The following is a 23,707-nucleotide window of genomic DNA, read 5'->3' as shown; positions in this document are numbered from 1 at the left end:
TACCACGCAATCGTCAACTCAATCCCCCGCTCAAAGCTATACTCCGGCGCATATTTTAGAAATTTTCTCGCCTTGTCAATATCTGCATTGGAGTGTTTGATATCCCCTGCCCGTTCCGGGCCATAGACCGGCTCGATCTTTTTACCCAGCAATTCGCTGAGCTTCTGGTATAGCTCATTGAGGTTAACCTGCCCGCCGTAGGCGATGTTGAAGGCTTCTCCGGCGGCTTCCCTGGGAGCCTGCATGCCTTTCAAATTGGCTTCAATGACATTTTCAATATAAGTGAAGTCCCTGGACTGGGTGCCGTCTCCATTGATCTTTGGTGCGATGTTATAAAGCAGTGAACTCACAAACTTTGGGATGACGGCAGCGTAAGCGCCATCGGGGTCCTGTCTTCTGCCAAAGACGTTGAAGTAGCGAAAACCGATGGTTTCCAGGCCATAAAGCTCGGTGTAGAGCCTGGCGTATTCTTCATTGGTTCTTTTGGTCAGGGCGTAAGGAGAGAGCAGATTGCCTTCTCTGCCTTCTTTCTTGGGCAGGGTGGGCTCATCGCCGTACACGGATGAGGAGGAGGCGTAGACGAACTTTTTCACGTTGTTCTGTCTGGCGGCTTCGAGCATGTTGAGGGTGCCTTTGATATTGATTTCTTCGTAGACCAGGGGCATCTCGATGCTTCGGGGCACGCTTCCCCAGGCGGCCTGGTGGGAGACGTAGTCGATGTTCTTGCAGGCGTTCATGCAGGTGTCGAGGTCTCGAATGTCGCCTTTGATGAATTCGAAGTTTGAGTTTTCTAAAAAGGGCTGGATGTTTTCTGCTTTTCCGGTGGAGAGGTCGTCCAGGCATCGGACAAAGTGTCCGCGTTTTAGCAGGGCTTCGCAGAGGTTGGAGCCGATAAAGCCTGCGCCGCCGGTGATCAGAAATTTGGTCTCTTGGGGGAAGGTGATGTTTTCATATCCCATTTTTTATAACCTCCAGTAGGTATAGTTTTGCTTTTCACAGGTTTGTTTATCCAGGATGCCTTTCAGGTCCATGAGGATTTTGGCTTCTGGATTTTGATAGAGTTTGTCGAAGTCCTTGAGGGTTTTGTCTTTAAAGCTTTGGTGGGCAACGGCGATGACGATTAAGTCGATATCTTTCAGGTCTTTATAATCCGTAAATGTGACGCCGTATTCTCTTTTGGCTTCTTCGGCGTCGGCTTCGGGGTCGCAGAGGATGGGCTCAATGCCGTAGTCTCTGAGCTCTTTGACGATGTCGATGACTTTTGTGTTTCGGGTATCGGGGCAGTCTTCTTTGAAGGTAAAGCCCAAAATGGCGACTCTGGCGTTTTTGACGGAGATGTCTTTTCTCAACAGCTGCTTGACGATGTTTTCGGCCACATATTTGCCCATGTCGTCGTTGATGCGCCGTCCGGACAGAATGATCTGGGAGTGGTAGCCTAACTGTTCGGCTTTGTAGGTCAGGTAGTAGGGATCCACCCCGATGCAGTGACCGCCGACGAGGCCTGGGAAAAAGTTCAGGAAGTTCCACTTGGTGCCGGCAGCTTTTAGAACAGCCTGGGTGTCGATGCCCATCTTGTTGAAGATAATGGACAGCTCGTTCATAAAGGCGATGTTGATGTCCCGCTGGCTGTTTTCAATGACTTTGGCGGCTTCGGCGACTTTGATGCTCTCGGCCCGGTGGACGCCGGCGTCGACGACGAGCTCGTAAACTTTGGCAATGGTGTCTAGGGTTTCTGCGTCCATGCCAGAGACAATCTTGACAATGGTCTCGAGGCGGTGGACTTTGTCGCCGGGGTTAATGCGCTCTGGGGAATAGCCGACTTTGAAATCTTTACCGCATTTTAAGCCGGATGCTTTTTCTAAGATGGGGATGCAGACTTCTTCGGTAACGCCGGGATAAACAGTGCTTTCATAGACCACGATGGAACCTTTGGTCAGGTTTCTCCCCAGGGTGTGGCTGGCGCCTTCCACGGGGGTCAGATCTGGTGTTTTATCCTCGCTCACCGGGGTTGGAACGGCCACAATGTGAAACCTGGCTTCTCGAAGTTTTGTCTCGTCGTTTGTAAAATCCACGGTACAGCTTTTAATGGCTTCATCCCCTACCTCTTTGGTGGGGTCAATGCCTTTTTGATAAAGCTGGACTTTTTCAGCGTTGACGTCAAAGCCGATGACGTCGACTTTCTTTGAGAAGGCGACCGCAATGGGCATGCCCACGTAGCCGAGTCCCACGAGGGATAGTTTTTCTTGTCTGTTTTTAAGTGCTTGATATAAATCCATTTTTTCTCCAGAATCGAATTTAATTGTTTATTGATGTTTGTTTTTTAATATGTTTTCAATCTCTTCCATGTAGGCGTCCACGACGATCTGGCGGTCGAACTCCTGCTCCATCTTTTTTCGCCCGGCGATTCCCATTGCCTGTTTCTGTTCATAGGGCAGCGCAATGAATTTTTCAATGGCTCGGACGAGGTCGTCGACGTTTCTTGGCTCAAAGCCAAAACCGGTGATGCCTTCATCAAAGGCTTCCTGACAGCCAGGGATGTTGGAGGCCAGCACAGGGCGGCCGCAGGCGGCGGCTTCTAGAAGGACGTTGGCCATGCCTTCATGGTAGGAGGGATGGAGCAAAGCGTGATGAGCTTTGATATGATCGTGAATGGCATCCTGGTGGCCCATGTAATTGATCATTTTCTGCTTGTGCAGGGTTTCCAACTGGGCTTTTCCCTTGTAGTCTGCCTCGCAGAAACCAATGAGGTCAAAAAAGACATGATCATGCTTTTCTTTAATCCTCTGGGCTGCGGCCAACAGCTCATCGATGCCTTTGTCTTTCATCATACGGCCGATAAAGAGGAAGCGGATGGTGTCATCCTTCTCTGGGTAAGGCTCATAGCAATGGGCGTCCAGGTTGACGCCGGAGCCGGGCACCAACTTCTGTCGCTTAATCTTGATATTATGCTTATCAAAAAAATATTTGTTTTTAGCATTTTGAAAGAAAACACATCTAACTTTTTTAAAAGTCATTTTATATAGTAAAATAATCAACTTTTGTTTGACGCTTGGATTTTCAACTGCTATTCCCAAGCCTGTAATAGTTGAAATAAAAGGAATACGCAACTTATTGCATGAAATCCCACAATATAAAGTTGGTTTAATTGTAAATGTCATTACAATATCAGGTGCAAGTTCTATGAGCTTTTGTTTGTATTTATAGATAAGAATCAAATCCTCACAGGGATTTGTACCATGGCTATTAATCTTTATATAGTCAATTTTGCACCCTTTTTGTTCAAATTCTTGTATTTTTTCAATGTTTTCTTTCGGTATTAAAAGATGTACCTTCCATCCATCTCTTAACAAACGCTCTATTAATTCCTTTCGCGTATAACAAACCGCTAAAATATTGTTTCCAGTTATCAGTATTTTATTGATGATAATCGCCCCTTATATACCTTTTTCATTTCACATCCCCCGCTGTCACCGCCCCATCCTCAATCCCCTCGGTACTCTCCTTCATAAACATGGTCTTAAAGGTAAGAAAGAGGATCTTAAAGTCTAAAAAGAGGCTATTATCCGCGATATACATTAAATCCAGCTTCAGCTTATCTTTAGGCGTTGTATTATACTTCCCAAAGATCTGCGCGTAGCCGGTCAGTCCGGCTTTCACCTGAAGCCTTAAGGCAAATTCGGGCATAGTCTTGCAGTACTTCTCAGCGATTTCGGGCCGTTCGGGCCTTGGGCCTACCAGAGTCATATCGCCTTTGAAGATATTAAAGAGCTGGGGCAGCTCGTCGAGCCGTGTGGCTCTTATGAACTTGCCGACGGGCGTGATGCGGTCGTCGTTTTTGCTGGACAGCCTTGCCACGCCGTCTTTTTCGGCATCTTCGACCATGCTTCTGAATTTATAGACATTGAAGGTCTTGCCGTTTTGGGTCAGGCGCTCTTGTTTGTACAAAATTTTGCCGTGATCGCTGGCTTTGATGGCAATGATGGTCAAAAGCATAAAAGGTGAAAAGACAATGATCATCAAGGTGGATACGATCAGATCAATAAGCCTTTTGGCAAAGCGGTGGGCCACGGCCTGGGTGACGTTATCGCACAGTAACAGTGGGGTGTCAAACAGGTGAATCCTGTTGGCGCCGCTGATCAGGATATCGGATACTTCGGGCGTCAGGTAAACGCGGATTTTTTCCTGAACGCAGAATTTCAAGAGAATATTCCGTGTGGCGGTCGGCAGGTCGCACAGCAGGATGGCCTGGTATGTTTTAATTTTTTCTTTGATATCTTGGATATCGGATTGGATGTTGATGGTCTCTGCCACATGGTACTTTTCGGGATAGGCTTTCATTTTGGTCAGCAGCATTTTGGCGGCTTCATCTTTATAGACGACCAGCATGTCACACCTTGGATTGGCTTTAAAAAAGATCCGGTTGGATGCGTAGGCCCACAAAGATGCACAAAGAACCTGTATCGCGAAAAGTAACAGTATCCAGAGGATATTGGTCAAATGTCTTGTTAAAAGACAGATTACGATGTAGGTCAGGATATTGGTCAGAAACAGGGTGATGCCATGGGTATAGATCAGTTCGGTTATGCTGTAGTATCCGACACGAAAGGCGCTGTATATTCGACATAAAAAGAGATAGAGTATGCCATATAATAGGATGATGGCCCAGTTGCCCAGATTATAATAGCTGATATAAAGCTTGCCGGTATAGAATTCAAACCACAGATAACCGAAGGCTGTAGTGATCAAACTTACCAACAGGATTTTTAAAAGGATGATGATTATCTGGCAGTGTTCTTTCTTTTTCATGTTTTTTTCCTTGTGTTTATTCTTTGGTAACAGCCTGAGCAGAGCTGCCCGCTTCCTTCGATATAGCCCTGTCTTGCTGCAATGGGTGTATCGATTGGAATATGGGTCTTTTTTCCGCAGAGAATACACACCTCAAAAATAGTTTCATGGGCTGTTTTGTTTTTAATCTTCTTTTTCATGTCTGCTCTGTTTAAACTTCCATGCGGTCTCAATAATTTTTTCAACTTCTTGATATTTTGGTTCCCAGCCGAGCTCTTGTTTTGCTTTTTCACTGCTGGCAATGGAGATGGCGATATCGCCAGGGCGACGATCGGTAATGATGGCGGACACGGGGTGGCCGGTGACTTTTCTGGCGGCTTCGATCATTTCCATAACGGTGAAGCCCTGACCGTTGCCGAGGTTATAGATGGCGCTCTCATTTCTGAACAGCTTGTCTAAGCCTAGGATATGGGCGTCCACCAGATCGACGACGTGGATAAAATCTCTCACGCCGGTGCCGTCTTTGGTGGGGTAGTCATTGCCAAAGACTTGGACGGCTTCGCGTTCACCTGCGGCGACTTCTAATATAATCGGGATCAATGCAGTGTTATGCTTGACGGCCTGGCCGATGGGGTATTTTTCATGGGCGCCGGAGACGTTAAAGTAACGAAAAACACAGTAATTCAATTCATAGGCTTTATGGCAGTCTTCTAAAATCTGCTCGACTAAGGCTTTGGTTCGCCCATAAGGACTGATGGGTGTAACCGGGATGTCCTCGGTGACAGGGACGGCTTCGGTGTTGCCGTAGACGGCGGCTGTGGATGAGAAGATGATGTTTTTGACGTTGTGTTTGAGCATGCTCTGCAACAGCGCGACAGTGCCGTAAACATTGTTGTCGTAGTACTTAAGTGGATCGGTTTCGCTCTCTGTCACGACGATGTCGGCGGCAAACTGCATGACGGCGTCGATTTTTTCTCCTTCGAAAATCTCGTCCATGAGCCTGTGATTTCGGATATCGCCTTTTATAAACGGAGCTCTTTCATCAATGGCCCAGCGGTGGCCGGTGGAGAGATTGTCGACAACGACAACCTCGTAGCCTTGATCTAATAGCTGGACGACGGCATGGCTGCCGATGTAGCCGGCGCCGCCGGTGACTAGTATTTTCATAAATGGTTCCTCTTTGCGGAACGACGAGGGCGTCGTTCCCTACAAATGATTTGATTCGTTTTGTTATTTAAAACTCGTAGCACTCACGATCATTAAGTGATCCTTTGATCTTTACTTTCATCGCATTGTGTTTATCTTCCTTATATATAAAGAGAATAAACACAATGCGACGCGAAATAAAAACGGGCGGTGCTATGCCTGTGCGGTCTCCCCTGTAGACAGGCCGCACACCTGGGGATTTCTCCGCAGGATTTAAGGTATATTCTTATCTCTCCTTCCGTCAGCCTTCAGCTACCACCTTTCTCAAGGAGAAAGGCTTTTGGTGGCTCAAGCAACAGAAAGATAAAACTTGTTATAAAACCCTTTCCCCAGATTCCTGGCGCTGTTGAGCGCTGTACTCCCCCGGTGGCCTTCTTTGCAGATGAAGTTTTTGCCGCCGTAGAAGTTAGGGCTGGGGTTTTGGTATTCGGTGTTGTGTTTAGCGATGGGGGCATCGCAGTGGTAACACCGGGTGCTGGCATAGTAGGGTTTGCTGGTCATGGCGACCAGGCCTTGCTGCCAGGCTTTGTACTGAACGTAGCGGGCGATGCGCCTTCCGATAAAGTCGTAGGGTGTTTTGCCCAGGTAGGGCTTTTTCGCCTGGTAGAAGCTTTCTTTTAGCTCGGGCAGAACGATGAGTTTGGCGCCCTGCTTAATGGCGTAATCGACGATCTTTCGGCTTACCTCGTGGGCGTAGTGGTCGGTGACGCGGGTAATTTTTTCATAGTATTTAGCGTTTGGTCGATGCTCTTGCGGAACGCTGAGGGCAGCGTTCCCTACAGTGTGCGTCATATCGTTTCCGGCAATGCCGCGTTTGGTATACCCTAAAAGCAGCTTCCTACGATGGGCCAGTTCTTTTCCGCCTTTGATGAAATATGGGGCGGTGGCGCGACCGTCTGCTTCGATGGTGGTACAAACTGCAAGGCTGTCCGAACCGGTGAGGGCCACGGCGACAAACTTTTCATTTTGCTGTACACGCTCCTTGGCGGTCCGGCTGTCCTTTACGATCTCCTTGACAGGAATGTGGAGCATGACTTTTTTCTTTTTGATGACAATGGTCGGGCTCATAAGCTCGGCATTTTTGGGGAAGGGTCTGCCGGTAGTGCGGTGCTTGACCCAGGCCCAGGCTTTGCCGGTGTAGAGCTTGAGCAGAATGCTTCCGTCGGCGAAGTCTTTATACATGCCCTTATAATAGAGCATCGCCATATGCAGATGCTTTGGCGGGCTTGGTCTTCCTTTTTTCGCCGACTCAGGTGGAAAGTTGAAGGTGAAAGGTGGAAGGTTTTGGTGCAAATCGGCTTTGCCGATTTGATTCAATTCAGAATCGCTTTGCGATTCTGTTCCTGAATTTTCCATTTTCAATTTTCCATTTTTAATTTGTTTTTCCTGACTCTCCTGCCACGCCTTGAGCTTTCCCATATAGCTTCTATACATGCTGATGGCCGCGTTGATGGCAGCGCGACGGAAATACAGGGGGATTTTCTCAAAGGGCAGGGGCGATTCGGGCGGGGTGCCGTCACGTTGTTTTATGGTCTGCAGCTCTAAATGGCGCAGTAAATTCTGATTGGAGAGGCTCAGTGCTTCGGGCTGCTTCTCGAGCAACTCATAGTAGAATGCCAGGACAGCGTCAAAGAGAGACTGGGTTTGCCTAAACCAGTCTAAATGCTTGTAATTCAGCTGTATTTTGTACGTCGTGATGGCGTATCCCGCACTCATTTTGGGGCCTCCGTTTGTTCGCAGACTATTCAAGGTCTGCGAACAAAACGCTGTGTCAAAGTCCTAGGAACCACCTTGGAAAAATTTGACCATATCCCTGACCAGAGAAGGATTTGAAATTGAAAATGAAAATATAAAGAAAATGGCTCAAAATCAAGATATTCAAGCTTTATTCTGACCATGTTTTGACCACATCGGTCTTTTATAAATAAGAAACGAAAATTTGACGAAAAACACTTTTATTGTTAAAATATAGACATAAATTGACTTTGAAGAAAAATATTTAATTTTTTTTAAAAAGTTGATGCTTTTTTCATTACCTAATGTTATAATAGGTATCGCAGTTAAATTATAAAAAAGTGAAATTAAAAAAAGACTCGCAGACCTTGAATAGTCTGCGAGTCTTTTTCTTTTTATAATGAGCATATCTCAACCGTCCCAAGAATTCAGGACCGCGTACCCTTTAAAGCTTTCATCAATATTCTTCAACAAAAAAACCTCTCTGCTTACCGGGCAATCCCGGTTTCACAGAGAGGTTACGATTTCGATTTAATTTAACACATAAGCATCCAGATTACGGCGTCCAAAGCTGATGGCTTCGGCGTAGCTGTCGAAAAAGATGTCAATGACATTGCCTTTTACAGCGCCGCCACTGTCTTCTACGGTAAATACAGTGTCAAAATATGGAATATAGATTCTGGTGCCAATGGGATAATTGGTCAGATCGGCTGCGATGGTATGGCCGGATGTGGGCCATGCGCCGGAGGCTGTCGCGTTACCAGTTGCCACATAAGCGGTACAGTTTGCGGTAAAATGGGTCGCATTACTCAGGTCAATCCCATTGCTTTCTTCTGCAGGCTGTTCAGGTTCTGGCTCAGGTGCCGGGGCGGGCTCTGGCGTTGGGGCTGGAGCTGGTTCCGGTGCAGGAGCAGGCTGTTCTGCGGGAGCTTCTGGCTGTGTGGCCTCGGGTGTGGGTTCAGGTGTCGGAGTTGGCACCGGTTCTGCGGCTTTTGTTCCAACCTCTACGACCTCAGTCACCGGCTCCTTAATGGTTTCCTTAGAGACGACTGAACGGGCAATTTCCTTGCCATTTTCGTAGGTTACATTTTCGGTGATCCTGGCTGTGCCGTTGACACCGGCGGTTTTTACATTGGTTTTTCCCTGTTCCAGCTCTGGGTTTTCAACCTTCTGGCTGGTAAAGGCAATGGATTCTTCACGGGTTTCCTGTTTTACTTCAGTGGTTACCTTGCTGCCGACTTCAATGACTTCGGTTACGGGCTCCAGCACGGTCTGGGCCGATACGGTTTCACGGCTGACCAGAATGCCATCCTCGTAGATCAGCTTATCGGTAATTTTCTTGCTGCCGTTTACGCCTGCGGTTACGATATTCTGTTTTCCATCTTCAAGCTCAGGATTAACAGTCTGTTTAACCTCAAAGGGAATGGCCTCCATACGGTTTTCTTCCTTTTCCTCACGGCGGACAATTTTGATCTCCTTAACCTCTGTGGTCAAGGGGGTATCTGCTGATGGCACCACTACATCACTCGCACCCAGGGTAATGTTCTGATCCTTTAACAGGTCCCCGACCGTGTCGGCTGCGGAATCATAGGTATGGCCGTTTCCGTCCACGTTTAAGGTTCCCTTGGCGTTCTTTTTAATGGTAACATTGTCGACATCTTTCACCTTGGTGTCAAGTGGGACGCTGACAGTGTACTCGCCATTATCGACGGGATAGCCCTTTTGCTTGAGCACTTCACCGATCTGGGACTGACGCTGGCTGGCCAGTGTCTTGGTCTGGACGCTGCCGTTTCCGGTGTTTTCGTCCAGTGATACTTCAATGTTCTTGGTCATTGTAAAGGCACAGGCAATGCCCATGGCAACGGTCAATACGATTAAGAAAACCATACCGACGATCTTTTTCCAATGACTGCTCATGAATTCACTCATAAGATAATTGCTTCCTTTCATTTTCTCATGCTCTTCTTTTAGAAAAACAGTTGAAAGTATAATAGAAAAAATAATAATTTCACTATAAATTTTATCAAAATTCAACTAAAGTGTCAATAAATCTTAATATTGTAACAATTTCAAAAAAATCGGCCGACTTTGTAAGGGCAGTCTAGAAAACCGCTACAATAACAAAAACCACCAAATTCGGTGGTTTTTGTAACGTTACGTTATGATTGATTATGTTTTTTGACCTTTTTAATACGGAAGTTCTCTTCCCTGTCTTTTTCTTCGATGCTTTCTTCGATGTATTTAATTTGATCCTTAAGCTTTGGAATCTGAATTTTATCCAGAGCATTGGCACTTTTCTGTGTTTTTTTGATCTCAATGGACAGCTTGAAGGCTGTACTCTCGATTTCTGCCAATTTATAGGATAGATGCTTAACCTCGTTAAATTTCTCGATGGCCACATCCAGGGCCGGATTATTTTCATGGAAGCCATAGGGCAGGCTGAAATTTTTATTCTTGTCCACGTTATCCACGATCTCTGGAATATCGACGCCCATGACGCTTCGGGTACGAACGTCGAAGTCTTCCTCCTGCGGGATGGACAAGGCATATTCCTCAACGTGGTTGAGGCCCATGCTGATGGTTACCTGCTGTAATGCAATATAAGCTTCCTTAAAAATTTCGGTGATTTGCTGTTCGATCTCCTCGGACTGCTTGACCAGCTTCATGATTTCCTGAATCAGGACGGTCCGCTTTTTATCGAGCAGGTTATACCCTTTGGTTGAAAAGGCCAGGCTTGACTTCGACTTGATTAAATTTGCCTTAGTCGGCGTGATTTTAATGGCCATAAATGATCACCTACGCATTCTTCTTTGGCAGATATTTTTCGATCAGTTTTGGACTCAGACGGTCAAGCTCTGTGACTGGCAGAATGGTTAACAGCTTCCAGCCAAGGTCCAGACTTTCATAAATGGTCCGGTTTTCATCAAAGTCCTGGCTCAGGAATTCATCTTCAAAGGCGCGGCCAAACTCCATATACAGCTTATCAGTTTCGGAAAGGTCATCCTCACCCATAATCTGGGACAGGTCACGGACTTCCTGCACTCTGGAATAAGCGGCAAACAGCTGGTTGGCCAGATCCTGATGGTCTTCACGGGTGTACCCCTCCCCGATACCGTCCTTCATAAGACGGGAGAGGGATGGCAGGACATCAATTGGCGGATAAATACTCCGCTGGAACAAATCACGTCCCAACACGATCTGGCCTTCGGTAATATAACCGGTTAAGTCAGGAATCGGGTGGGTGATATCATCATTCGGCATGGTCAGAATCGGCAGGAAGGTAATCGAACCCTTGCTGCTCTTTAGCATACCAGCGCGTTCGTACAGTGCCGCCAGGTCGGAGTACATGTAGCCAGGGTAGCCCTTACGGCTTGGTACTTCTTCACGGGCGGAGGAAATTTCACGTAAGCCCTCGCAGTAAGCGGTAATATCGCTCATGACAACCAGAATGTGCATGTCTTTCTGGAAAGCCAGATATTCGGCAACCGTCAGCGCACACCGCGGCGCGGTGTTTCTTTCTGCTACCGGGTCATCGGCATAGTTGACAAACATGACAACCCGGTCCATGACATTGGCTTCCTCGAAGGTTTTGCGGAAGAACTTTTCATCATCGTGCTTAACACCAATGGCGGCAAACACAATGGCGAACTGTTCGTCCACGTCGTCACTCAGCTTTGCCTGACGCACGATCTGCGCGGCCAGCTCGTTATGTGACAAGCCGTTTCCGGAGAAGATCGGCAGCTTCTGGCCACGGATAAGGGTCATCAGCACGTCGATAGCGGAGATACCCGTCTGAATAAAGTTACGCGGGTATTCACGGCTCATGGGGTTGATGGGCGCCCCGTTGATATTGGATTCAATGGTACTGAAGATATCCGCACCGTTATCAATGGGCTCTCCAATCCCGTTAAACACACGGCCCATGAGGTCCATGGACATTGGGATTTTAAAGGCGTCGCCTGTAAAGCGGGTAACGCTGTTTTCTGCTGCCAGGCCGGCTGTGGACTGGAACACCTGGACGGTGATGGTCGTGCCATCAATTTTGATGACCTTCCCCTTTTTCACTTCGCCGGTGGCCTGGTCCTGAATGTTTACAACCTCGCCGTAAAAAACATCCTCAACGTCTGTGATCAGAATAAGAGGCCCGTTAATGTTGTCTATTTTTAGATATTCTCTCTGCATACTGTGCCTCCTTAATCCTGATATCTGCGCATGAGATCATCGTAGTATTCATCAATATCCTGTCTCAGGACATCAATACCACTAAAATCATCATTCGGAATATTGTATTTCATCTTGATGACATCATCAAAGATTTTTTCATTGTACAGCACAGATGTCGGTATCCCCTGCTTCAGGCCAACCAGCCCTTTTTCATAAAGATAATCCATAATCTTTAACATGCGGTACTGTTTTTCAAGCGGTACATAGGTATCGGTATCGTCAAAGGTATTCTGCTGCAGGAAGCCGACTCGGATGAGCTTGGCGATACTGAGTACCCAGCGCTGGTCATCTGGCAGCGCGTCTTCACCGATGAGCATAACCATTTCCTGAAGCTTGTTTTCCTGAAACAGAAGATCCAGCATTTTATTCCGAAGCTGGATGCTGTCCTCCGCCACGTTATCTTCATACCAGTCCGTCAGCAGCTTCACATAGCCGGAATAGCTTTCCATCCAGTTGATGGCAGGATAGTGGCGGGCGTAAGCCAGGTTCTTATCCAGCGCCAGGAAGGTGTTGACATAGCGCTTGGTATTTTCGGTAACAGGTTCTGAGAAGTCCCCGCCAGCCGGTGATACGGCGCCGACAATACTGATAGAGCCCTCTTCCCCGCACAAGGTGTCTACAGAGCCTGCGCGTTCGTAGAACTCTGCGATACGGGATGAGAGATAGGCCGGATAACCTTCTTCAGCCGGCATTTCTTCCAGACGGCCGGAGATTTCACGCAGGGCTTCTGCCCAACGGGAGGTGGAGTCTGCCATCATGGCCACGTCATAGCCCATGTCTCTGAAATATTCTGCCATGGTGATGCCGGTGTAGATACTGGCTTCACGGGCCGCAACCGGCATATTTGAGGTGTTGGCGATCATAACCGTACGTTCCATGATGGATTCGCCGGATTTCGGGTCGATGAGGCCTGGGAAATCTTCGATAACCTCGGTCATTTCATTCCCACGTTCGCCGCAGCCGATATAAATAATAATATCCGCATCAGACCATTTGGCCAGCTGATGCTGGGTTGTGGTCTTACCTGTACCGAAACCACCAGGGATAGCTGCTGTACCGCCCTTGGCAATGGGGAAGAAAAAGTCAATGATACGCTGGCCGGTGACCAGTGGTTTTTCCGGCTCTCTTCTGAACCTGGTTGGGCGCGGTGTTCTTACCGGCCATTCCTGGTACATTTTGAGCTCGTGCCGTCTCTTTCTTTCATCCTCAACAACAACCAATACTGTTTCGATATTGTAACTGCCGTCTTCTCTGGCTTCCACAACAGTGCCCTTTACGTTCGGCGGCACCATGAGGCGGTGCTCAATCATCAGGGTTTCCTGTACAGTCCCAAAAATCTGTCCGGGTTTTACGGTATCGCCAACACTCAGTCTGGCTTTGTAATCCCACATTTTTTCTTCATCAATGGACATCAGGCCGATCCCTTCCGGGATAAACACCGGTGAGATTTCCTGAATTTTTTCCAGCGGACGCTGGATACCATCGAACATATTTTTTAGCATCCCCGGTCCAAGCTTTACGCTTAAAGGCATCCCGGTTGACAGGATTTCCTCGCCGGGCATCAGGCCTTCGGTTTCTTCATATACCTGGATCGTTCCGATGTCGCCGTCCAGTACAATGACTTCACCGATCAGCTTTTTCTTGCCAACCATGACCATTTCACGCATTTGGAAGGCGGTCATATTGGTTCCTGTAACAACGGGTCCGTTGATGCCTGAAATAACGCCTTTTACTTCATTCTTTACTTCATTACTCAATTAACCCACCTGCTTTTCCATTACTTCATTTAAGTGCATACCGATTGTCTTGTAGTTGGTACGAACAAGATTTTCAACGGTAAAGTCACAATTTATACGATTGTCTGTGTCTCTGACTACAATGCCCCCAATGGTGCCTGCAGGTAATGCATCAAATGTGATGGTGTAATCGGGCAGAACCTTTGAGGCGTTTTGTTTGACAAACGCACTGTCCGGGTCATTTACAAAAATAATGATATCCCTGCGGTCTCTCAAAATGCTCGGAACCTTTTCCAGACATTTTACAAGGTAACCGCGGTAGATTTCTGTGCCGACATAATTTCTGGCTTCATCCAGCACCGCCTGTTTAAAATCCTCCAAAATACGGCTTTTTTCTTCCAAAAGCTCTGTTTTTGCAGTGTTTTTACCCTGGGCGATGATTTTGTTCTTATCACGGAAAATAACGTGGTAACCGCGTTCTTCGATACTGCGTTTTTCTTCCTTGATTTTTTCACCAGAAGCCTTCACCATTTCCAGCTTTTTATCCTTCGCTGTATTGATGGTCTGCTTGCCCCATTCGCGTTGTTTCCTTAGGAGATATTGTGTAAAGACACCAAGTTTTTCTTCAACTGATATCATGTGTTCACTTCCTTACAATCCTACGGATTCTTTAATATATTGGGTGATGATTCCCTGCTCTCTCTGATAACCATAGCGGTCCGGTATGACCGTGATCAAAGGGAAGAGAACCTTTTTTTTGGTATCCAGTACGAGATCCTCGATCATTAAATAAGCCTTTTCGGTCAGAAAGATAATGCCGATTTCCTTGTTCTTGAGGGCTTCTTTAAACGTACTTTCAATGGTTTCCTGATCTCTGACGTAGGCGCCTTCGATTCCAGCTAATTTCATGCCTAAATAGGAATCACGATTTTCGCTGATCACAAAAGATTTCATTTTGTCATATCCTTAAAGGCTTAGAGACTACCGATGATCATGATAGAGATAATTAATCCGTAAATGGCAACCCCTTCAGCCAGGCCTACGTAGATCAGAGTTTTACCAAGAATCTTTTCATTTTCGGATACAGCGCCAAGAGCGGCGGAACCAACGACACCAACAGCGTAACCTGCACCCACACAGGCCAAACCGGTAGACAGTGCGGCGCCAATGTAGCCCAGACCAGCGTCGGACATGCCGGCAGGATTGGTAGCAGCAGCAACAGCAGATGGAGCAAACATAATTAAAGCAGCAGCCATAGTCGGGATAAATCCGGCTAAATTAAATCTTAAAAACTTTTTCAGGCGGCTCTGTTCAGAGGTGCAGTCCTTATAAATAAAATAAACACCACCGGCAATGGTTGCCAGAACTAAAAGACCAGCTAAAATTGTAATAATTGTTAAAATACTCATTTTAAACTCCTTTTTCTTCGTGTATCCCATCAGGGATAGAAATATTGATCATGTTATTTTGATTAAAGTGTGTTTCTGATTTCACTGCTCAGAGGGACGAATTCTTCCCCGTCGCCTGTATAATACTTACTGAACAGTTCATAGAACTGTAATCTCAGGCACTGGATAAAGTCGATCAGACCTTCCAGCACGATGATTAAAACATTACCAATGATCAGAACAATCACACCGCCGAAACCGCCGCCCACCATTGTGGCCAGAGTTTCAAATGCCATAAACAGTCCAACGTGAGTCAGCGCGAAGGCCCCGACTCTGATAAACGACAGGGTGTTGCTGAGCATGGCCAGCAGCATTTCAAAAAGCTCAAATCCGCTTTCCACATAATAATCCCCTGCGGATGTATCATATAATTTTCTTTTTCTGATGGTATTGGCGATAGGCTCACGCAGCAGCACCAAGATGACCAACGCGACTGCAAGAACTGCCAAAAACGGTGTAAAGGCACTGCCGCCCGGGATGATCCCCGTAGCGCAGAGCGCGCACAACAAGATGCTGATATAAAGGACAAAGCCGGCAATACCATTCTTGCCAAAGAGTCCTTCTTTAATGTCCCCCGCTCGCAGCTTGTTGATGATGCTGTACAGATAAGCAATAAACAGCATAACCACACCGATCACAACTGCCGTCAAAAGCACCGTATTGATGTTTTCAAAAGGTCTGACCCAAAGTGTCGGCAGAATCGACTCATTACCAAATATACTTCCGTATATGAAGCCAAAAATAATGGAACTGCATGCCATCCGTGCAATAACATGCCCCAATTCTACTCCCCGTTTGCCTAAGATATAGCCGGCCAGTAATAGGACAAGACCTTGGCCTACATCCCCAAACATATACCCAAAGCAAAATAAATATGTGATACTGAGAAATGGGGTGGGATCTAACTCATTATATGCTGGCACCCCGTACATTTTTACCAGTGTCTCAAAGGGCCTGAAAACCCAGTTGTTTTTCATTTTTGTCGGCGGTTTGTTGGCCGCGTCGGGATCGGTGAACATGACAATCATATTGTCATACTGCGCAGCGATCTTTTCCAGGGCCGCTCTGTCTTTTTTGGAGACCCAGCCGGAAAAATAGAAGTTTTCATCGCTGAAAGCCATGTACTTTTTAATGATATTCAAGTTTGCATAAAGTGTGAGCACATTAAAAACTTCTTCTGCTTCCACTCTGTTTTCATCGCGGTGTTTTCTAAGCAACGTTTCATTTTCGAAAATTGTTTTTTCCAGTTTTACTTTCTCAAGCCCCAGGTCTGTTAAAATATCTCCCGGTACTTTTACATAAGCATCGTCATAGCCTTCAACCAGCTTGAAATTCAACGCCTTTAAAATACGGTTGGTCTCCACCTCAAAATCCTTAGGTGAAATAATCAGAAAGACCTCTTCGTTCTGGCTGGTGTCCCCCACATGGAACACAATGGAAGTAACCGTGTTGTAAATACTCTTTAACCTGGCCGCGTTGTCTTTAGAGACAGAGCCGATGGTATAGGTGAAGTATTCCATGTTGTTTAAATCTTCCATCTTTACATCAATATTTTTGATGTATTCGTAGGCTTCAATACTCGTGTTAACTTTTTTAAGTTCTTCCCGCGCTTTTCCAAGATTTTCAAATTCCGTATCCAGATAGTTTTGGAAACGATCGGCTTTTTCAAGAATTTCACCAAGGTCGTATTCCTTTTTGGACAGGGCTTTTGTATCCAGGGTCAGCTTATTGTCGTAAAGCTCATTTAATTTTTGTACCTTCTGCACAAAAATCTTCTCATCCACCATGTTCTCGCCAGGAACGAGCTGGGCAAATCCCAGCAGCTCACCGATGTTTTCTTCGCAGACTGGCAAAGTAAAACGCCCGGTATCAATTTCGTTCATGGCATCAACAATCTGGATATCATTGAAAAGAAAAATGTCTTTAGCGAAACGGTCGACGTAGTTTATTTTGCCTACAACGTTCATCATCATAACATTTTCTATAGCCATATAATACTTCCTTTCACATCTTATTCAAAAGATCTGATTAAAAATTTTTCTGTTTCTTCTACAGACATACGGTAGCGCTTGCTTTCGATAATGGAGGTAATATCCTCAATTTCGTATTCAATGAGCCGTATGAATGCAACGACTTTTCCCAGGCCAGCTTCTGTTCCGTTAAACAGCTTCAGATAGGCATAGTACATAAATCGCTCACGTCTTCTTTCCATATACAGGTCCAGTGTTTTCGAATGATTAAACAGAAAAGCATATTCACTGTAGGATTTCATCACTTCATGGAGGGCATCCATGTTTTTGATCTCACTCATATGCTGAATATCTTTCTCTTTAATCTTAAGACCGCCGCGCAGCGCATAGGCCAGCAGCTCCTCACGGGAAAGGTGGTAGAACTTCTTCCCACGATAAAACCAAACCAGGTTTAAAAGATCAATGCCCTCACGCGTTGTCTTGATAAGGTCCTTGTTCTTCTTCTGATCCAGCTTGTTCAGGTTGTTCTTCAGCTTATCGTAGTAATAGCGTTCCAGCCCTTTTTCAATGGGAAAGAGGTCATCCTCTACGGTTACCTGCTTGTAGATTTCGAGAAGACGATAATAATCTGTGCCGACCAGGGCTTTTTTAAAGCTGTCCCAATCTTTTGTTTTTACCAATTTGTCAAAGGGTATGTTTGTGTACTTTTCTGAATAGACCAGAAACCCGGCGAGCTCTTCAAGATTATCGCCACGGGCAATCCCGCGGATCAAAACACGAAGGCTTTCAATATCTGAACGGATCAGCAAAGTTTTTACAAAGGTCTTTTCTTCTCCCTGCAGATAATGCATCAGCTTCTCAATTTCATAAATCTTCATCCGGGTGAGGGGCACTTCCAGTTCCAGGCGGTGAAGATGGTCCGTGTGAACCTCCTCCAGAAATGGCCCGTAATAGGTATTGTCCTTCAGGTAATAAAAAAGGTCATCCAGCGAAGGGGCTTTAATCAGCGCCTCGTAATCCTGAGTTCCAAGCATCTTTGACTTCATTGCCAATAATTTCGTGTTCACACACGCATGATTACTATTCGCCATTAATCTTCACTACTTTTCTTTAAATTTTTCAAGAATCAGATCGACTGAAACAGTTCGTCCAAAACTCTTTTAGCACTTTCTTTTTTTGCACTTTCATACTGCTCTCGCAATGATTTAATCGAGCTAGACATTTCTTTTATGGCGTTATCTTTCTCTTCTTCAGCTTTCCTGATTTCAACGTCATAATTGTTTTTACTTTCTTCTTTTGCAGCGGTGATAACATTCGTCTCTTCTTCTTTTAATTCGTCTTTGGTATCGGATACGATTTTTTCCGCACGGGCTGTGGCGCTGGCTTTAATTTTTTTGGCCCGGTTGTCCAGATCGATAATCTGATGAAGCACTTCATTTATCATCCTAATAACGACCTCCTTCTTCAAAAATTAATTCTAGTCTGAACCCATTATAGCACTTTGTGTATACAAAGCAACCACTATTTTTATTTTTGAAATGGTTTAAATTACATATTTTAGACAAAAGCTCATAATTGTAGTATCTTTAGTCACTAATCAGTAATAATAGCGTGGCTTTTTATAAATAATGGATTCCCAGAATGAAATTATATTCACTCCGTTGATATTTTATACCCTTTTACACCAAAAATCCACGATAATTTAAATTTATCTTCCTATTAAATATATATAAGCAAGTGTGATGGCAACAATGCGTAAAAACAAATTGGCTTTTATTCTTTTTGTACAATCATGGAATGCGCTAAAATCAACCACAATTTTCATCCATCACTTTAACCTCAAAAAGCCCCCGGTGCTTTAGCCGGGAGCCGCTAAAAAGAAAATTAGGGAGGGTGATTTTAATTGTTTAACAGCAAGCACCTCGTTGGACACAAATTACACGCATCCGGCATTCCCCGTTTTTTAATATCTACTTTTAAAATTTCATCTTTAATTTATAAGGACTCAAAGCCGTATTTTTTAAAAACAGCTTTCGCTTCATCACTTTTTAAAAAGCTTTCAAAATTTTTAGCTGCATCCTGCTGGGTACTGCCCTTAAGAACAGCCATTGGATAAACGACGGTTCTGTAACTGCTTTCTGGAACTTTGCTGACAATGGTAACCTTGTCCGGGACTGATTTTGCGTCTGTTTCGTAGACCAGCCCTGCATCCACTTCTCCATTTTCTACATAGGTCAATACCTGTGTAACATCTTTACCGTAAACCGCTTTTGCCTTAACGCTGTCTAAAAGGTTAAGGCTGGTCAGCGCTTCCTCCGCATATTGGCCGGCGGGTACTGCGCTCGGTTCGCCTAAAGCTACCCGGGCAGCTTTATCTGTACCAAGATCCTCAATGGCCGTAATCTCCGCATTGCCCTTTGGCGCAATTAAAACCAGATTGTTTTTCAGCAAATCTTCACGGGTTCCATCTGCCAGAAGCCCCTCCTGTTCCAAAGCGTCCATCTGCTTTTGTGCAGCAGAAATAAAAACATCCACCGGCGCGCCATTCTCAATCTGTTTCTGAAGATCACCGGAACCGCCATAATTAAAAGTTAGTGTCTGCCCTTTGCTGGCCTCCTCGTACATTGGTGTCAGCTCCTCCATGGCATTTTTTAAACTGGCAGCTGCCGAAATGGTCAGGTTGATATTGTCTGTGCTGTCTCCTGTTTGTGCATTGTTTTGTGTGCTGCAAGCGGTAAAGCTAAAAACTAAGGCTCCTGCCAAAAAAGTAACAATCAATCTTTTTACATTTTTCATGCTTTTTATCCTTTCATTAATATGATATTTTGGGGTGAAATTTTTAAATATTTTGGATATTCACGCCCAGGTTCTTTTCCAAAGTAAACACGTTCAAAATCCCAGCACAGCGGATGGTTCACCTCCTTTCCATAAGGTTTGAACAAAACAGACACCTTAAATTGGGATTCGATAACATTCATAATCTCTATTTGAATGGTATTTTCACCTGGTTGTTCTGCCGGTTCAAAAAAATGCGCCCGGATGCCCGCATGGGTCATATCCTGCGAAAGCAGAACATCCGAGCAAAACACACAACCCCAGTCCACCGCCTCAAAGCAATGATCTTGCAAGGGGATTATCCTTGAAACATTCTTACAACCAGTTAGTTTCGTAGTGGATACACAGCTCGGGTTTTCAAAAATATTTCGCAACGCACCAAATTGGTCGATTTTTCCTTCATTGATTACTGCAACACGCTCACAAATGGCAAAGACTTCATCTCTCGAATGTGAGACAAATAGCGTGGTCCCTTCATAGTCTTTCAAAATTTTTGAAACCTCACACTGCAGCTCCCACTTTAAAAAGGTGTCCAAAGCAGAGAAGGGTTCATCCAGCATGAGGACTTTCGGGCTGCGCGCAAAAATTCTTGCCAACGCCACTCGCTGCTGCTGTCCGCCAGAAAGCTGTGCCGGGTAACGGTTCTCTAATTTATTAATTTGAAAACGCTCGAGCATCTGCTCCAGGATTTTCTGTGTATCGTCCGCGCCTTTTTTCATCCCGGCTATAATATTCTGGCTTACTGTCATATTCGGAAATAGTGCGTAATTTTGAAAAAGATAGCCAGCGTTCCTTTTTTGGGGCGACAGGTTGATTTTCTTTTCAGCGTCAAAGTATGTAATACCATCGACTATGATTCTTCCTTTATCCGGCTTTTCAATCCCTGCAATACATCGCAGGGTCATACTTTTCCCCGACCCGGAAGCACCCAGCAGACCGGTCACCCCCTCACCGCTTTCAAATTGTACTTTCAGATTAAACCCTTTAAATCGCTTTTCAATATCTACCAATATACTCATGCTCCGCCTGTCTTTCTTCCCTGCCGGGCCAGCCAGATATTCATGCCGCCGATGGAAAGCAGCGAGATGGCGACGATAACTGCGACCCACTGCATGGCTAAACGCATATCTCCGGCCGCCGTTGCCGTGTAGATGATCAGAGGAACGGTTTGTGTTTTGCCAGGAATGTTCCCTGCAATCATAAGTGTCGCCCCAAATTCGCCAATAGCCCGGGCAAAGGCCAGTACCATACCAGCTCCAATCCCCGGAAAGCAAACCGGAACTCTGATCTGCCAGAAAATGTAGCGCTCCGAAAGCCCCAGCGTCCTCCCGGCATCAATGAGGTTCTGATCCATCTGTTCAAAAGCAGCCTTTGTCGTGCGGTACATGAGCGGAAAAGAAACAACAATGGCGGCGACAACCGCTCCGCTCCACGAAAAAACAACGCGTATCCCAAACTGCAGCAGTGCCTGCCCCAAAGGGCTATTTTTGCCAAAAATCATCAGCAAGAAAAAACCAATAACTGTCGGAGGCAAAACCAGCGGAAGCGTCAGGATGCCATCGGTCAGCCACTGGGCCTTTTCTGGAAGACGGATAACCAGCCGGGCTGCCAGAATCCCGAGGACGACAGTGACAGCTGTTGCCAGAAGGGCTGTTTTTAATGAAATCAGGAGGGGTGAGTAACCCTCTGCCATACAATCACCTCCATTATTTAAAAGCTTTTATACATTGTCCGATGCCCTCACCTCAATCAGCTCCGCGGCGATACTGATCGCTATTTCTGCCGGTGTTTTAGCTTTGATTGCCTTTCCGATCGGCGTATAAACCATATTCAGTCTTTCCTGTGTAAAGCCATCAATCCTCATGAGCTTTTCATTAACAACCGCTGTCTTTTTCCTGCTGCCGATAACACCTATATAATGAGCTTTTGTTTTAAGGACCTGCGCCTCGACCAGATAATCATTCTGATGCCCTCTGGTCATTATGACCACATAATCTGAAGGGCCAATCTTTAAAAACGTGCTGATATTTTTAAAATCACTGACAAAGACCTCGTCCGCGTCTGGAAAGGCCTCCTTGTTAGCAAACACCTCCCGATCATCAATAACCACGCATTTAAAATCCAGATGGCTGAGCACTGGCACAAGCTCTTTAGCGATATGCCCTCCGCCAAACACATAAACCCGTTCGTTTAGCAACAATGGCCGGGAAAAGAAACAGATTTTATTCTTCTTAAGTAAACGACTTTCTTTTTGAAACAATTCGAGGTTATAAGGCATTGTTTCTTTTATCCTTTCATTGACTACAGCCATCTCAAACACCGCAGGCTTTTCCCAACTGGTGAGAAGCCAGGCATCCTCATTGGATTTATATGCTCTGCCAAGCTCTTCTATCAGATTTTCTGTCTGTGGGTTATCCGGAGATAAATACTGAAAATACAACATGGCGTTTCCGCCGCATACCATACCGAGGTCACCAGCTTCATTTGGCCTCAGTATGTATTCCTTCATAAAAGAAGTCCTGGTTTCATACAGTTTCTTTGCTTCCTGCTGAGCATCGTATTCCATGGCACCACCACCCACGGTACCAATGGTGGTGCCATCCTTATAAACAGCCATCCAGGCACCCGTCCCTCTGGGCGCAGAACCATGAAAATGAATAATCGTAACGACAGCCAGGGGTTCATTTGTCTTTTTTGATAGCTTAAGTGCTCTGTAAAAATCTTTCATGTCATCCTCTACTTTCCAAAACCACAGTTTGGGTAGGTGCAGACTTCACAGTTCAGACACAGGCCACCCTCACCCAGAGAGGATAAATCCTCCTGCACCAGCCTTTCCCCTGCAACTACCCTTGGGAGCACCAGATCAAACACCGTTCTTTTGGCGTACATCACGCATCCCGGCAGCCCCATGATGGGTATTTCTCCCTCATAAGCCAGTAAGAACATCGCCCCCGGCAATACCGGCGCCCCGTAGCTGACAATCTCAGCGCCTGTCTTTTTTATGGCGTTGGGTGTAATATCGTCCGGATCCACGCTCATTCCTCCGGTACAGATGACCATCTCGGCGCCTTTTTCAATGAATTCACTGATTTTTTCTGAAACTAACGCCTCATCATCGGGAAGAATCTCCTGTGCCATAACCTCGACGCCACATTCCTCCAGCTTATCTTTGATCACAGGACCAAAAGCATCCTCAATCCGCCCCGCGTAAAGTTCACTCCCAGTATTGATGACAGCCGCCTTCTTTCTTTTAAAAGGAAGCAGCTCGAGAATGGGCTCTCCGCCCCCCAGGGCTACAGCGCAGTCCAGCTTATCCTTCTCAATAGCCAGTGGAATAATCCGGGTTCCTGCCAGCTTGTCACCCCTTTTAACTGGAAAATTCCCATGCCGGGTAGCGATCATGAGCTCACCCAGGGCATTGAGCGCTTTCAGCTTTTCGCTGTTCACCTTCAGCAATCCGTCAATCTCCGCGATCACCTCAATTTTTCCTTCTTTTACCTCCGAAGGGGACATATGCTCACCTGCGCATAACCGGTACAGAACCTCGGCCCCGGCATTCTCATGAACCATGCCTGGATCGTTTTTCCAAATATAGACATGCTCCTTTCCCATGGATAAAAGCACTGAGATATCTTTTTCCTGAATCACATGGCCCTTCCGAAACCTCGGGCCTTTAAACTCATCTTTTATGATTTGTGTCATGTCGTGGCATAATATCAGCCCCACGGCCTCTGTTGTTTTTACACTTTCCATTTTACTGCCTCATTTA

General features: G+C 45.9%; 22 protein-coding genes and 1 pseudogene. All 23 read right to left on the bottom strand.

The window, feature by feature from the left end:
• A partial coding sequence (locus BUC22_RS17430) for an SDR family oxidoreductase (protein ID WP_073383287.1) occupies positions 1-959 on the bottom strand: 959 nt, incomplete at its 3' end.
• 3 nt (positions 960-962) lie between these two features.
• A complete protein-coding gene (locus BUC22_RS17425) occupies positions 963-2,276 on the bottom strand; it encodes a nucleotide sugar dehydrogenase (RefSeq protein ID WP_013380710.1) in 1,314 nt (437 codons plus the stop codon).
• Positions 2,277-2,303: 27 nt separating this feature from the next.
• Positions 2,304-2,918, bottom strand: a complete 615-nt coding sequence (locus BUC22_RS22385) for a glycosyltransferase (RefSeq protein ID WP_227162883.1) — start codon at positions 2,916-2,918, stop codon at positions 2,304-2,306.
• 69 nt (positions 2,919-2,987) lie between these two features.
• Positions 2,988-3,392: pseudogene (locus tag BUC22_RS22650) on the bottom strand (glycosyltransferase); the annotation flags it as partial.
• Positions 3,393-3,447: 55 nt separating this feature from the next.
• On the bottom strand, positions 3,448-4,806 hold the full coding sequence (locus BUC22_RS17415) for a sugar transferase (RefSeq protein WP_013380712.1): 1,359 nt from the start codon (positions 4,804-4,806) through the stop codon (positions 3,448-3,450).
• On the bottom strand, positions 4,803-4,985 hold the full coding sequence (locus tag BUC22_RS17410; protein WP_070081236.1) for a hypothetical protein: 183 nt from the start codon (positions 4,983-4,985) through the stop codon (positions 4,803-4,805). Before BUC22_RS17410 ends, BUC22_RS17415 begins: the two co-directional genes overlap by 4 nt.
• On the bottom strand, positions 4,969-5,952 hold the full coding sequence (gene galE / locus BUC22_RS17405) for a UDP-glucose 4-epimerase GalE (RefSeq protein ID WP_070081237.1): 984 nt from the start codon (positions 5,950-5,952) through the stop codon (positions 4,969-4,971). Before galE ends, BUC22_RS17410 begins: the two co-directional genes overlap by 17 nt.
• A gap of 327 nt (positions 5,953-6,279) precedes the next feature.
• A complete protein-coding gene (locus tag BUC22_RS17400) occupies positions 6,280-7,707 on the bottom strand; it encodes a hypothetical protein (protein ID WP_013380716.1) in 1,428 nt (475 codons plus the stop codon).
• A gap of 549 nt (positions 7,708-8,256) precedes the next feature.
• Positions 8,257-9,654 (bottom strand): 3D domain-containing protein, encoded by a 1,398-nt coding sequence (locus BUC22_RS17395; RefSeq protein ID WP_158308586.1) that lies wholly within the window; start codon positions 9,652-9,654, stop codon positions 8,257-8,259.
• Positions 9,655-9,884: 230 nt separating this feature from the next.
• A complete protein-coding gene (locus tag BUC22_RS17390) occupies positions 9,885-10,511 on the bottom strand; it encodes a V-type ATP synthase subunit D (RefSeq protein WP_013380719.1) in 627 nt (208 codons plus the stop codon).
• A gap of 10 nt (positions 10,512-10,521) precedes the next feature.
• Positions 10,522-11,907 carry a V-type ATP synthase subunit B gene (locus BUC22_RS17385; protein ID WP_038351487.1) on the bottom strand — a complete coding sequence of 462 codons (1,386 nt, stop codon included), beginning with the start codon at positions 11,905-11,907 and terminating at the stop codon, positions 10,522-10,524.
• 11 nt (positions 11,908-11,918) lie between these two features.
• The gene (locus BUC22_RS17380; RefSeq protein WP_013380721.1) at positions 11,919-13,706 is read right to left on the bottom strand and encodes a V-type ATP synthase subunit A; all 1,788 of its coding nucleotides are present in this window, start codon (positions 13,704-13,706) and stop codon (positions 11,919-11,921) included.
• Positions 13,707-14,324 (bottom strand): V-type ATP synthase subunit E, encoded by a 618-nt coding sequence (locus BUC22_RS17375; RefSeq protein WP_070081239.1) that lies wholly within the window; start codon positions 14,322-14,324, stop codon positions 13,707-13,709.
• A gap of 12 nt (positions 14,325-14,336) precedes the next feature.
• Positions 14,337-14,639, bottom strand: a complete 303-nt coding sequence (locus BUC22_RS17370) for a V-type ATP synthase subunit F (protein ID WP_013380723.1) — start codon at positions 14,637-14,639, stop codon at positions 14,337-14,339.
• Positions 14,640-14,659: 20 nt separating this feature from the next.
• Positions 14,660-15,094, bottom strand: a complete 435-nt coding sequence (locus tag BUC22_RS17365; RefSeq protein ID WP_013380724.1) for an ATP synthase subunit C — start codon at positions 15,092-15,094, stop codon at positions 14,660-14,662.
• A 62-nt stretch (positions 15,095-15,156) separates the two neighbouring features.
• A complete protein-coding gene (locus BUC22_RS17360; RefSeq protein ID WP_013380725.1) occupies positions 15,157-17,124 on the bottom strand; it encodes a V-type ATP synthase subunit I in 1,968 nt (655 codons plus the stop codon).
• Positions 17,125-17,144: 20 nt separating this feature from the next.
• Entirely contained in the window at positions 17,145-18,194 is a 1,050-nt protein-coding gene (locus tag BUC22_RS17355; protein WP_013380726.1) for a V-type ATPase subunit, read from the bottom strand.
• 35 nt (positions 18,195-18,229) lie between these two features.
• A complete protein-coding gene (locus tag BUC22_RS17350) occupies positions 18,230-18,547 on the bottom strand; it encodes a hypothetical protein (RefSeq protein ID WP_070081240.1) in 318 nt (105 codons plus the stop codon).
• A 551-nt stretch (positions 18,548-19,098) separates the two neighbouring features.
• A complete protein-coding gene (modA, locus tag BUC22_RS17345) occupies positions 19,099-19,899 on the bottom strand; it encodes a molybdate ABC transporter substrate-binding protein (protein ID WP_013380729.1) in 801 nt (266 codons plus the stop codon).
• Between the two features lie 5 nt (positions 19,900-19,904).
• Positions 19,905-20,957, bottom strand: a complete 1,053-nt coding sequence (locus BUC22_RS17340) for a sulfate/molybdate ABC transporter ATP-binding protein (RefSeq protein ID WP_013380730.1) — start codon at positions 20,955-20,957, stop codon at positions 19,905-19,907.
• Complete coding sequence (gene modB / locus BUC22_RS17335; RefSeq protein ID WP_013380731.1) at positions 20,954-21,631, bottom strand: molybdate ABC transporter permease subunit; 678 nt, start codon at positions 21,629-21,631, stop codon at positions 20,954-20,956. Before modB ends, BUC22_RS17340 begins: the two co-directional genes overlap by 4 nt.
• A 27-nt stretch (positions 21,632-21,658) precedes the next feature.
• A complete protein-coding gene (locus tag BUC22_RS17330) occupies positions 21,659-22,666 on the bottom strand; it encodes an XdhC family protein (RefSeq protein WP_073383285.1) in 1,008 nt (335 codons plus the stop codon).
• A gap of 8 nt (positions 22,667-22,674) precedes the next feature.
• Entirely contained in the window at positions 22,675-23,691 is a 1,017-nt protein-coding gene (locus BUC22_RS17325) for a molybdopterin-binding protein (protein WP_013380733.1), read from the bottom strand.
• Positions 23,692-23,707: the final 16 nt, after the last annotated feature.

Source organism: Eubacterium callanderi (assembly GCF_900142645.1).
In the GTDB taxonomy this organism is placed as follows: domain Bacteria; phylum Bacillota; class Clostridia; order Eubacteriales; family Eubacteriaceae; genus Eubacterium; species Eubacterium callanderi.
This window is presented reverse-complemented; position numbering and strand designations above follow the sequence as displayed.

Bases quoted from the DNA above. Each gene is read 5' to 3' on its own strand.
- modB (WP_013380731.1), bottom strand. From the start codon at position 21,631: ATGGCAGAGGGTTACTCACCCCTCCTGATTTCATTAAAAACAGCCCTT.
- BUC22_RS17330 (WP_073383285.1), bottom strand. From the start codon at position 22,666: ATGAAAGATTTTTACAGAGCACTTAAGCTATCAAAAAAGACAAATGAA.
- BUC22_RS17390 (WP_013380719.1), bottom strand. From the start codon at position 10,511: ATGGCCATTAAAATCACGCCGACTAAGGCAAATTTAATCAAGTCGAAG.
- galE (WP_070081237.1), bottom strand. From the start codon at position 5,952: ATGAAAATACTAGTCACCGGCGGCGCCGGCTACATCGGCAGCCATGCC.
- BUC22_RS17370 (WP_013380723.1), bottom strand. From the start codon at position 14,639: ATGAAATCTTTTGTGATCAGCGAAAATCGTGATTCCTATTTAGGCATG.
- BUC22_RS17425 (WP_013380710.1), bottom strand. From the start codon at position 2,276: ATGGATTTATATCAAGCACTTAAAAACAGACAAGAAAAACTATCCCTC.
- BUC22_RS17395 (WP_158308586.1), bottom strand. From the start codon at position 9,654: ATGAGTGAATTCATGAGCAGTCATTGGAAAAAGATCGTCGGTATGGTT.
- BUC22_RS17325 (WP_013380733.1), bottom strand. From the start codon at position 23,691: ATGGAAAGTGTAAAAACAACAGAGGCCGTGGGGCTGATATTATGCCAC.
- BUC22_RS17375 (WP_070081239.1), bottom strand. From the start codon at position 14,324: ATGATATCAGTTGAAGAAAAACTTGGTGTCTTTACACAATATCTCCTA.
- BUC22_RS17355 (WP_013380726.1), bottom strand. From the start codon at position 18,194: ATGGCGAATAGTAATCATGCGTGTGTGAACACGAAATTATTGGCAATG.
- BUC22_RS17415 (WP_013380712.1), bottom strand. From the start codon at position 4,806: ATGAAAAAGAAAGAACACTGCCAGATAATCATCATCCTTTTAAAAATC.
- BUC22_RS17410 (WP_070081236.1), bottom strand. From the start codon at position 4,985: ATGAAAAAGAAGATTAAAAACAAAACAGCCCATGAAACTATTTTTGAG.
- modA (WP_013380729.1), bottom strand. From the start codon at position 19,899: ATGAAAAATGTAAAAAGATTGATTGTTACTTTTTTGGCAGGAGCCTTA.
- BUC22_RS17385 (WP_038351487.1), bottom strand. From the start codon at position 11,907: ATGCAGAGAGAATATCTAAAAATAGACAACATTAACGGGCCTCTTATT.
- BUC22_RS17340 (WP_013380730.1), bottom strand. From the start codon at position 20,957: ATGAGTATATTGGTAGATATTGAAAAGCGATTTAAAGGGTTTAATCTG.
- BUC22_RS17365 (WP_013380724.1), bottom strand. From the start codon at position 15,094: ATGAGTATTTTAACAATTATTACAATTTTAGCTGGTCTTTTAGTTCTG.
- BUC22_RS17360 (WP_013380725.1), bottom strand. From the start codon at position 17,124: ATGGCTATAGAAAATGTTATGATGATGAACGTTGTAGGCAAAATAAAC.
- BUC22_RS17400 (WP_013380716.1), bottom strand. From the start codon at position 7,707: ATGAGTGCGGGATACGCCATCACGACGTACAAAATACAGCTGAATTAC.
- BUC22_RS17350 (WP_070081240.1), bottom strand. From the start codon at position 18,547: ATGATAAATGAAGTGCTTCATCAGATTATCGATCTGGACAACCGGGCC.